Genomic DNA, 8,680 nt, shown 5'->3' on the forward strand with positions numbered 1-8,680 from the left:
GGGCGGGACATGGCGTGGTCGATCGCACAGGTGGCGCGGATGTCGGGTGTGACGTCCAGGACGTTGCGCCACTACCACGCGATCGGGCTGCTGATCCCGGCCCGCGTCGGCGACAACGGCTACCGCCACTACGAGGAGGCGCAGCTGCTGCGCCTGCAGCAGATCCTCGTGCTGCGGGAGCTCGGACTCGGCCTCCCCGAGATCAAGGAGATCGTCGACCGGCACACCGACCCCCTGGCCGCCCTGCGCGAACACCACCAGCGCGTCCTGCGGGAACGCGACCGCCTGGACACGATGGCGCGCATGGTGGCCAGGACCATCACCGAGCTCGAACACACAGAAGGGAAGCACGGCATGTCCAGAATCAGCAGGCCGGAGAACCTGTTCGAGGGATTCGACGCCGCCCGCCACGGCGCGGAGGCGCGCGAGCGGTGGCCGGGGCATTGGGAGCAGTCCGGGCAGCAGGAGATGCTGGACGGCCTCTCGCCCGAGGAGCTCGGCCGGATGCAGGAGGAGGCGACGGCGGGCATGATCCGGCTGGCCGAGCTCATGGCCGCCGGCACCCCGGCCGACGCCCCCGCGGTGCTCGCCGAGCTGGACGTCCCCTTCCGGCTGATGAGCCGGTTCTGGACGCCCACCGCCGAGCAGTACGCGCATCTGGGGCGGATGCAGGCCGACGACGAGCGATTCGCGGCGAACTATGAGCGGATCGCCGAAGGGCTGGCCGCGTACGTGCGCGACGCCATGGCCGCCTACGCCGCCGCCCGGTTGAGCTGAGCGGGGCTGAGCCGGGCTGGGCCGGGCCGGAGTTCCGCGTCCTCGCGCGGAACTCCGCACCCGTCCGGCTACTTCCTGGTCATGGTGGAGGCGTAGCCGCCTCCGCCCGGGTAGACCCACTCGCCGGTGAGGGTGGTGTCGTCGGCGCTGAACGTGCCCTCGAAGTACGCCGGGCCGCCCTTCGCGCCGCCCCAGATGGTCAGCTTGTCGCCGGTGAGCTCGTACACGTAGTCGAGGGTGTTGCCCTCCGCGTCGTAGAAGCGCGACACGACGTCCTCGCCGGCCGGTTCGCCGAACGGGCGCGGGTGGCCGATCACCTCCATGCCGGTGACCTGCTGGCCGTACTGGGTGAGCTCGACGTGCTGGAGCAGGAAGAAGCCGCCGGGCATCCACTCGTACCGTACGGTTCCCTCGGCGCCGCCGGTGATCGTCCAGGTGCCGACGAGGCGGTCCAGGGCCTTCATCGCGGGGGTCGGCTGGTTGGTCATTTTGTCCTCCTTGGTGGGTGCTTGCTGATACCTCGGAGGCGGTCGCCGGGCTTCGACGTCTTGCCGCTGTGATGTGGATCACAGCGAGGGCGCGTCGAAATCCTGGTAGCGGTGACGAGGTAGCGAAAAGAACCGTCGATCAGAGGAACATCGTGAAATATCTGCTGCTCAGCTACACCCCGGCCGCCGCCTGGGACGCCGCGACCGCCGACACGCCATCGGAGGAGGCGCTGGCCGCGTTCGCCGCGTACCAGAAGTTCGAGGAGGAGCTGATCGCCACCGGCGAGTTCGTCACCAGCGAGGGGCTCGGCCATCCGGTGGTCAGCACCACCGTGCGCAAGGGCGCGGACGGGGTGGTGGCGACCGACGGGCCGTTCGCCGAGCTCAAGGAGGTGCTCGCGAGCTTCGCCGTGATCGACGTCGCCGGACGGGAGCGCGCCGTCGAGATCGCCTCGCGGATCGTGGAGGTGCTGGGCGAGCCGATCGAGATCCGCCCGATCATGGGCGACGACTTCGCGGCATGACCGGGGTGGAGCAGCTGCTGCGTACGGAGGCGCCGCAGGTCCTGGGTGCGCTGGTACGCCGTTTCGGGCACTTCGACGTCGCCGAGGACGCGGTGCAGGAGGCGCTCCTGGTCGCGAGCCGTACCTGGGCGGCCGACGGCGTACCGGAGAATCCGCGCAGCTGGCTCATCCGCATCGGCTACCGGCGGATGGTGGACCTGCTCCGCTCGGAGCAGGCCAGTCGCCGCCGCGAGCACGAGGCGGGCGTCGCCGAGCTGGCCATGCAGGAGCCGTCCCGGCGCTCCGACCCACCGCAGGAGGCGGACGACAGCCTCGCGTTGCTGCTGCTCTGCTGCCATCCCGCGCTGAGCGCCACCTCCCAGGTGGCGCTCACGCTGCGGGCGGTGGGCGGGCTGAGCACCGCCGAGATCGCGCACGCCTTCGGCATGACGGAGGCCACGATGGGTACGCGGATCAGCCGCGCCAAGCAGCAGCTGGCGCGCGCCGGCGCCCGGTTCACCCCGCCGAGCGGCGCCGACCGCGCCGGCCGGGTGGCCGCCGTGATGCGGGTGCTCTATCTGATCTTCAACGAGGGCTACACGGTCTCCGCGGGTGATCGGCTCGCCCGGGTCGATCTCACGGGCGAGGCGATCCGGCTGGCTCGCATGCTCCGCGACTCCCTGCCGGACGATGCCGAGGCGACCGGGCTGCTCGCGTTGATGCTGCTGACCGACTCGCGGCGGGCCGCGCGTACGGGCGATCATGGCGAGCTGGTGCCGCTGGAGGAGCAGGACAGGGCGCGGTGGGACCCGGGGTTGATCCGCGAAGGCACCCGGCTCATCGACGCGGTCTGGTCTCGGCGGGAGGTGGGCCCGTACCAGTTGCAGGCCGCCATCGCGGCCGTGCACGCCGCCGCCGAGACGCCGGAGCAGACGGACTGGCCGCAGATCGCGGCGCTGTACCTGTGGCTCGAACGGCTCAGCCCGACCGCGCCGGTGCGGCTGAGCCGGGTGGTGGCGGTGGCGCAGGCGTACGGGCCGGTGCGCGGGCTGGCGCTGCTCGACGACCTCAACCGCCGGCACCGGCTGGACGAGGACCCGCTGACCCGGCAGCGCGAACGCGCGGTGCGCGCCCACCTGCTCCAGCTGACCGGCGACCCGGCGGGCGCGGCGCGGCTGTATCGCGAGGCCGCCGCCCTGACCGGAAACCAGGTGGAGCAGCGCTATCTGCTCGAGCGGGCGGACCGCCTCGGCTGAGGCGCTCTCTCCGGCCAGTCGCGGTGCGGCAGATAGGCGAGCCGCCACATGATGACCCCGGCCCAGATCAGGCCGTATCCGGGAATGAGCAGCATGAAGACATCACGGAGCCGATAGGAGACGCGCTCGACCACGAAAGCCAGGGCGAGCATGCTCAAGCCCGGGCACAGAGAGAATCCGACCACATCGGAGAGCACCGTCATCTCCGCATCTCCCCTGGCCTGCGCCACAACTTTGTACAAGGCGAACAGCACCAGGATGAAAAGTCCGTAGAGGCCGACCGCCGAAACCACGCGCACCACCGTCGATACGGGCTTGCGCCCCTGCGAGGAAGGACCCTCAGTCTCCGCCGTCTCCACCTTCTCCACTGCCGAAGCCTCCCTCGCTCGAGCCGCCCGAGTATCCGGTGCCGCCGTCGCGATAGCGGGACTTACGATATCGCCGATAGGCATTTCTGGGGATGTACTCATCGAGACGCAGGCGAGAGTCGAACTCGCACGAATCGGCTTTGCAGGCCGATCTCCGCACCGGCGAACTGCGCCAAGCCTCTTTGAGAGGCGGTGCGCGAGGACGGAGTCGAACCGCCACAGCCGAAGCGCCCGGTTTACAGCCGGGTGGGCTCACCAGGTGCCCAGCTCGCGCATGACGTGGCCCCAGCAGGACTCGAACCTGCAACGGACCCGGCTTCGTAGGCCGGCGCTCTGATCCATTGAGCTATGGGGCCGTACCCCGTACCGGATTCGAACCGGCGATCTCCCGGGTGAAAGCCGGGTGTCCTGACCACTGGACGAACGGGGCCTGGTACGTCCGGCGGGATTCGAACCCGCACCGTCCGGTTCCTGAAACCGGTGCCTCTCCCGTTGGGCTACGGACGCGTGGAGCCGCAGCGGGGACTCGAACCCCGTCCTGCTGGTTGGAAGCCAGCTGCCTTACCTGTTCGGCCTCTGCGGCGACGTGGACCGACGGAATCTCGAAACCCGAACTCCTGCTTGCAAGGCAGGTGTGATGCCTTTTCACCATCAGCCCATGGTGCTCCACTGTGGAATTGTCAATCGGCAAAAGGAAAGGCCGCCTGGTGGTCACCTGGCGGCCTCCGGAATGCTCCTCTTCGAGGTTTACCCGGAAGCCTCGCGCAGCAGGGCGCAGCCCAGCGCGGCAAGCCGGCGACAGCGGCGCCGTTCCTGCCCGAGTGCGGCGGCTGCGAGAAGCATGGCTGGCCTTTCCTTGTCGCTGATCGACGGAGGGGGCGACCCCTCTTGCTTTCCTGAATGACACTAACGGCGGGCCCGACGGCCGTGCCACTTATTTATTGGGACGTACGAGCCCGCCGAATACTTTCATCCGGGCGCGAGGCGGCTAAGTCGTTCCCAGGCCCGGTATTGCTCGATCCGCGCCTGCTCCATTTGCAGCACCATGTCGTAGGAGGCGCCGCCGACGATGAGCCGCACCGGCGGCTCGGGCAGGTCGAGCAACTCCATGACGGCGGGCACGGCGGTGCTCGGGTCGGGGCCGGCGTCGTCGCCCCACATCTCGGCGAGCTTGGCGCGCAGCTCCTCATAAAGCGGGTCGGGCTCGGTCATGGTGGTGCCCACCGTGAACAGGCCGGTGTCGTAGCCGCCCATCTGCAGGATGGTGACCTTGATGCCGAACGGCTCGACCTCCATGGCGACCGCCTCGCTCACCGAGTTGAGCGCGGCCTTGCCCGCCGCGTACATGCCGGTCGAGGCGAAGCCGCCGCTCGCGCCCATCGAGGTGACCTGGAGGAGGTGGCCGGAGCCCTGGGCACGCAGGTGCGGCACGACGGCCTGGGTGACCCAGACGGCGCCGAAGAAGTTGACGTCAAAATGGGCTCTGAGCTGCTCCTCAGTGGCCTCCTCCACCATTCCGAGCAGCAGCCCGCCCGCGTTGTTGAGCACGACGTCGAGCCGGCCGAAGGCGGCCACGGCTTGTTCCACGCCCTTGAACACTGCCGCGCGGTCGGTCACGTCGAGCGGCAGCCGTACGAGAGCGTCGGGGTGCTTGTCGGCCAGCTCCGCCAGCGGCTCCACGTTCCGTGCGGCGGCGACGACACGGTCTCCGGCGGCCAGCGCCGCCTCGGTGAAGGCCCGTCCGAGGCCGCGCGACGCACCGGTGATGAACCATACTCGGGTCAACATGCACTCCTTGATCAGCATTTACGAGACGAGACGGCCCGTCTCGCTTCGAGATGCCTCAACTATGAGGCCCGCGCGCACCGCTGTCAAGACGGACCGTCTCGTCTCGCTGGAGTGCTATGCTGCCTCGCATGCCCAAGCACCCCGACCCTGCACGCCGCAGTGAGCGCTCCCGCCAGGCGATCCTCGACGCCGCCCGCGAGCTGGTCTCCGAGGTGGGTTACGCCAAGGTCTCCATCGAGGCCATCGCCGCCCGGGCCGGCGTCGGCAAGCAGACGATCTACCGCTGGTGGCGTTCCAAGGGCGCGGTGATCTTCGACGCGTTCCTTGCCTTGAGCGAGGCGGACGAGGGCGGCATGGCGCTGCCCGACACCGGCGACATCGAGGCCGACCTGAAGACGGTGATGCGGGCCACGGTGGCGGAGTTCGCCGACCCGGCGTTCGAAGGCCCGATCAGGGCGCTCACCACGGAGATCATCAACGACCCCGGCCTCGCGGCGCAGTACCGCGAACGCCTGGCCGCCCCGGTGGACGAGGTCAAGAAGGCCCGGCTGCGCAGCGCCCAGCAGGCCGGCCAGCTCGCCGCCGACCTCGACCTGGGGGTGGCTCTCGAGCTCCTGTACGCCCCCCTCTTCCAACGCTGGATCTACCGCTCAGGCCCCCTGACCCCCGACTACGCCGACACCCTGGTGGACCTCTTCCTCAAGGCCACCCGCCCATGAAAGCCGACATTCAGGGACGAACGGCCCTGGCTGTCCTGTCAGCGGCGTGGACGTGCCGGTCAGGGGTGGCAAGGAGGCGGCCATGACGAGTGTCTATGACAACGAACGCCTGGCGGCCGGTTACGCCTTCGACCGTCCACCCGTGCATCGGCGGATCCTCGAATCGGCTCGCCTCGAGAGCCCGGTCGGCCGGGCCTTGGACATCGGGTGCGGCGCGGGCGTGTCCACGGCCGCACTCGTACCGTGGGCCAGGCAGGTCGTCGGCGTGGAGCCGGTCCCCGCGATGCTCGCCCACCGGCGGGCCGTCGCGCCGTCCGCTCGCTTCATCGTCGGCACGGCGGAGGCACTGCCGTTCGGGGCGGCTTCGTTCGGCCTGGTGACCGCCGCCGGCTCGCTGAACTACACCGACCTGCCGCCGGCCCTCGCCGAGGTGGCCCGCGTCCTGACCTCCGACGGGGTCTTCCTCCTGTACGACTTCGCCAAAGGCCGCCACTCCCCCACGACCGACGCATTGGCGGCCTGGTTCGCGGTGTTCGAGCAGCGCTTTCCCGGTTCCTCCGGCTGGCGGCCGCTCACCGTGGCGGAACTGCCCCTCGCCGGGACGGGCCTGCGCCTGCTCGACTGCGCCGATGTGGAGGTTCCTGTGCCGATGACGTTCGACGGCTATCTCCGCTACGTGCTGGGTGAGGTCGGCGTCGCGAATGCCATCGCGCGTGGGGACGACAGCGCCGAGCGGGCGCGCGAGTGGTGCCGGCGAACGCTCGCGGAAGTGTTCTCGAGCGGGGACGTGGTCGTGGTCTTCCGCGGCTATCTGGCCACGCTGGTCCCGGCCGATGACGGGCGGCGCTGAATCATCTGGTGATCAGAAACGTGATCGTGCGGAGAACCTTCGGTGATGTGGCGGCATCAAAGCAGACATGATGAAGACGATGATCGGGGCTTCGCTCCTCGCCGGTTCGCTGCTGGTCTCCGGTGCCACCGCGGCGGTGGCGGAGGTGAAGGCGCCGACGCTGGGCCCGCACGGGTACGGTGCCGTCAAGCTGGGGATGACGGCCGAGCAGGCTCAGGCGACGGGGGGCGTGGTCAAGAAGCTGTCGGGCGGCTCCGGCTGCTCCGGCTGGGATCTCAAGCGGTTCAGGACACCGAAGAACTCGGTGGGCGTCTACATCTCGCCGCGCGTGGGGCTGGCGGCCATCTTCGCCGCGAAGGGCATGAAGACGCCGCAGGGCATCAAGATCGGCTCCACGGCCAAGCAGCTGAAGGCGGCGTACCCGCGGGTCAAGAAGAACTTCCATGGCTACTACGTGACCGCGGTCCCGGGCAACAAGAAGGCGTACTACAGCTTCACCGTCTCGCGCGGCAAGGTCACCGAGTACGGCATCGCGCTCCACAAGCAGGACTGCTTCAACTAGCGACAGACCGAGGCATACCGGCGCTCATCGATGAGCGAGGCGCTCGCGCATGGACGGGGGACGACCTGCGCGGGCGCCTCCGCCGTACCGGTCCTTCCAGGTGTCGAAGGCGGGCACGCGGCTTAGAGTGATCGCGACAGATCAGCCTCTCTCGATCGGGGGTTCGATGGCGGTCCATTCGCTGCCGGCGGAGGCGCGGGCGAAGCCTTTGCGGATGGTCGCTCGTACGGCGCCGCCGCATCTGCGGCCGTACGTGCTGGGCTGGGCGAGCCACCGCGTCTCGGCGACGGCGCCGCCGCCCAGCAGGATGTTGCCGCTCAACGCGGCCACGCTGATCATCGACTGCACCGGTCTGCCCGCGGTCCTCACCGGCCCGCGCAGTGTGGCGTCCCCCGCGGGCGAGGTGGGCTGGTACGACGGGGTGGCCGTCGGGCTCACGCCGGCCGGCATGTCGGCCTTGCTGGGCACCCCCATGCGTGACCTCGCCGACACGGCCGTTCGCCTGGAGGGGGCGCGGGTGAAGGAGCTGGCCGAGCGGCTGGCCGCCGCCCCGTCCTGGCAGGGGCGCTTCGCGGTGCTGGAAGAGGTGCTGACGGCGCGGGCGCGTCCGGCCGACGACGACGCGCTGATCATGTACGCCTGGCGGCGGCTGCAGGCGCCGGCCGAAGGGCTCACCGTCACGTCCCTGGCCGCTGAGCTGGGTGTCAGCCGGCGCTATCTGGAGCTGGGGTTCCGCCGGGTGGTGGGCTTGTCGCCCAAGACGGTCGCGCGCGTCGCCCGGTTCCAGCGGGCCATGGAGGTGCTGCGGCGGCCCGGGGCGACGCTGAGCGCGGCGGTCGCGTGCGGGTACGCCGACCAGTCGCATCTCAGCCGCGAGGTGCGGGGGATGACGGCGCTGACGCCGAAACAGCTGTTCGCACTTGTTCAAGACGTGGATCGTCTCTCCGCCTAGCATCGCCGCTCATGATGCTCACCGTGCAGGCCGGCCCCACTCTGGCCGACTTCGGCAAGGACCCCTTGTGGATCACGATCGTCAAGGCCGTGATGCTGTTCGTCTTCCTGTCCCTGAGCGTGGTCTTCGGGGTCTGGTTCGAGCGCAAGCTGATCTCACGCATGCAGCACCGGTACGGCCCCAACCGGGCGGGCAGGTTCGGCATCCTGCAGTCCGTGGCGGATGCGATCAAGATGGGGCTGAAGGAGGACATCTTCCCGCGGACCGTGGACAAGGTGCTCTACCTGCTGGCGCCGGTCATCATGGTCGTGCCGGCGTTCCTGGCCTTCTCGATCGTGCCGTTCGGGCCGGTGGTCGACCTGTTCGGCGTGCAGACGCCGCTGCAGCTCGTCGACCTGCCGGTGGCGGTGCTGTTCA

The 8,680-nt window shown here is 69.6% G+C and carries 11 protein-coding genes and 7 tRNA genes; 8 read left to right on the forward strand and 10 right to left on the reverse strand.

Annotated features, from left to right (window positions below):
* Positions 1 to 9: 9 nt before the first annotated feature.
* Entirely contained in the window at positions 10 to 777 is a 768-nt protein-coding gene (locus tag ACFFR3_RS32220) for a MerR family transcriptional regulator (RefSeq protein WP_345409056.1), read from the forward strand.
* Between the two features lie 68 nt (positions 778 to 845).
* On the opposite strand, the gene ACFFR3_RS32225 is transcribed toward ACFFR3_RS32220, so the two are convergent.
* Positions 846 to 1,265, reverse strand: a complete 420-nt coding sequence (locus ACFFR3_RS32225) for a hypothetical protein (RefSeq protein WP_345409058.1) — start codon at positions 1,263 to 1,265, stop codon at positions 846 to 848.
* A gap of 152 nt (positions 1,266 to 1,417) precedes the next feature.
* Between ACFFR3_RS32225 and ACFFR3_RS32230 the strand changes: the two genes are divergently transcribed.
* Together ACFFR3_RS32230 and ACFFR3_RS32235 are read left to right on the forward strand one after the other, a co-directional pair.
* Positions 1,418 to 1,789: a YciI family protein gene (locus ACFFR3_RS32230; protein WP_345409060.1), complete on the forward strand. Its 372-nt coding sequence runs from the start codon at positions 1,418 to 1,420 to the stop codon at positions 1,787 to 1,789.
* Positions 1,786 to 3,024, forward strand: a complete 1,239-nt coding sequence (locus tag ACFFR3_RS32235) for an RNA polymerase sigma factor (protein WP_345409062.1) — start codon at positions 1,786 to 1,788, stop codon at positions 3,022 to 3,024. The genes ACFFR3_RS32230 and ACFFR3_RS32235 overlap by 4 nt, the downstream gene beginning before the upstream one ends.
* On the opposite strand, the gene ACFFR3_RS32240 is transcribed toward ACFFR3_RS32235, so the two are convergent.
* From ACFFR3_RS32240 to ACFFR3_RS32280, 9 genes are all read right to left on the reverse strand, one after another.
* Positions 2,991 to 3,392, reverse strand: a complete 402-nt coding sequence (locus ACFFR3_RS32240; RefSeq protein WP_345409064.1) for a hypothetical protein — start codon at positions 3,390 to 3,392, stop codon at positions 2,991 to 2,993. The genes ACFFR3_RS32235 and ACFFR3_RS32240 overlap by 34 nt on opposite strands.
* Before the next feature lie 104 nt (positions 3,393 to 3,496).
* A tRNA-Cys gene (locus ACFFR3_RS32245) sits at positions 3,497 to 3,566 on the reverse strand.
* Between the two features lie 19 nt (positions 3,567 to 3,585).
* Positions 3,586 to 3,666: transfer RNA gene (locus ACFFR3_RS32250), tRNA-Tyr, on the reverse strand.
* Between the two features lie 6 nt (positions 3,667 to 3,672).
* Positions 3,673 to 3,748: transfer RNA gene (locus tag ACFFR3_RS32255), tRNA-Arg, on the reverse strand.
* A 1-nt stretch (position 3,749) separates the two neighbouring features.
* A tRNA-Glu gene (locus ACFFR3_RS32260) sits at positions 3,750 to 3,822 on the reverse strand.
* Position 3,823: 1 nt separating this feature from the next.
* Positions 3,824 to 3,899 (reverse strand) — tRNA-Leu (locus tag ACFFR3_RS32265).
* A gap of 1 nt (position 3,900) precedes the next feature.
* Positions 3,901 to 3,975, reverse strand: a tRNA-Gly gene (locus ACFFR3_RS32270).
* A 4-nt stretch (positions 3,976 to 3,979) separates the two neighbouring features.
* Positions 3,980 to 4,050 (reverse strand) — tRNA-Ala (locus ACFFR3_RS32275).
* A 311-nt stretch (positions 4,051 to 4,361) separates the two neighbouring features.
* Positions 4,362 to 5,180 (reverse strand): SDR family NAD(P)-dependent oxidoreductase, encoded by an 819-nt coding sequence (locus ACFFR3_RS32280; protein ID WP_345409066.1) that lies wholly within the window; start codon positions 5,178 to 5,180, stop codon positions 4,362 to 4,364.
* Between the two features lie 128 nt (positions 5,181 to 5,308).
* Here ACFFR3_RS32280 and ACFFR3_RS32285 point away from each other — a divergent pair, with 128 nt between their 5' ends.
* The 5 genes from ACFFR3_RS32285 to ACFFR3_RS32305 form a co-directional block, all read left to right on the forward strand.
* The gene (locus tag ACFFR3_RS32285; RefSeq protein ID WP_345409068.1) at positions 5,309 to 5,899 is read left to right on the forward strand and encodes a TetR/AcrR family transcriptional regulator; all 591 of its coding nucleotides are present in this window, start codon (positions 5,309 to 5,311) and stop codon (positions 5,897 to 5,899) included.
* Positions 5,900 to 5,981: 82 nt separating this feature from the next.
* Positions 5,982 to 6,749, forward strand: coding sequence for a class I SAM-dependent methyltransferase (locus tag ACFFR3_RS32290; protein WP_379484366.1), 768 nt, complete (start codon positions 5,982 to 5,984; stop codon positions 6,747 to 6,749).
* 79 nt (positions 6,750 to 6,828) lie between these two features.
* Positions 6,829 to 7,311: a hypothetical protein gene (locus ACFFR3_RS32295; protein WP_364380915.1), complete on the forward strand. Its 483-nt coding sequence runs from the start codon at positions 6,829 to 6,831 to the stop codon at positions 7,309 to 7,311.
* Between the two features lie 214 nt (positions 7,312 to 7,525).
* Positions 7,526 to 8,263: a helix-turn-helix transcriptional regulator gene (locus ACFFR3_RS32300; RefSeq protein ID WP_379484367.1), complete on the forward strand. Its 738-nt coding sequence runs from the start codon at positions 7,526 to 7,528 to the stop codon at positions 8,261 to 8,263.
* 11 nt (positions 8,264 to 8,274) lie between these two features.
* Positions 8,275 to 8,680 (forward strand): NADH-quinone oxidoreductase subunit H (locus ACFFR3_RS32305; RefSeq protein WP_379484368.1); only part of this gene is annotated, 406 nt, incomplete at its 3' end.

The organism is Nonomuraea salmonea (genome assembly GCF_042428605.1).
In the GTDB taxonomy this organism is placed as follows: domain Bacteria; phylum Actinomycetota; class Actinomycetes; order Streptosporangiales; family Streptosporangiaceae; genus Nonomuraea; species Nonomuraea salmonea.

Coding starts and splice junctions, on each gene's coding strand:
- ACFFR3_RS32220 (WP_345409056.1), top strand. CDS start 10: ATGGCGTGGTCGATCGCACAGGTGGCGCGGATGTCGGGTGTGACGTCC.
- ACFFR3_RS32225 (WP_345409058.1), bottom strand. CDS start 1,265: ATGACCAACCAGCCGACCCCCGCGATGAAGGCCCTGGACCGCCTCGTC.
- ACFFR3_RS32235 (WP_345409062.1), top strand. CDS start 1,786: ATGACCGGGGTGGAGCAGCTGCTGCGTACGGAGGCGCCGCAGGTCCTG.
- ACFFR3_RS32280 (WP_345409066.1), bottom strand. CDS start 5,180: ATGTTGACCCGAGTATGGTTCATCACCGGTGCGTCGCGCGGCCTCGGA.
- ACFFR3_RS32285 (WP_345409068.1), top strand. CDS start 5,309: ATGCCCAAGCACCCCGACCCTGCACGCCGCAGTGAGCGCTCCCGCCAG.
- ACFFR3_RS32290 (WP_379484366.1), top strand. CDS start 5,982: ATGACGAGTGTCTATGACAACGAACGCCTGGCGGCCGGTTACGCCTTC.
- ACFFR3_RS32295 (WP_364380915.1), top strand. CDS start 6,829: ATGATCGGGGCTTCGCTCCTCGCCGGTTCGCTGCTGGTCTCCGGTGCC.
- ACFFR3_RS32300 (WP_379484367.1), top strand. CDS start 7,526: ATGGTCGCTCGTACGGCGCCGCCGCATCTGCGGCCGTACGTGCTGGGC.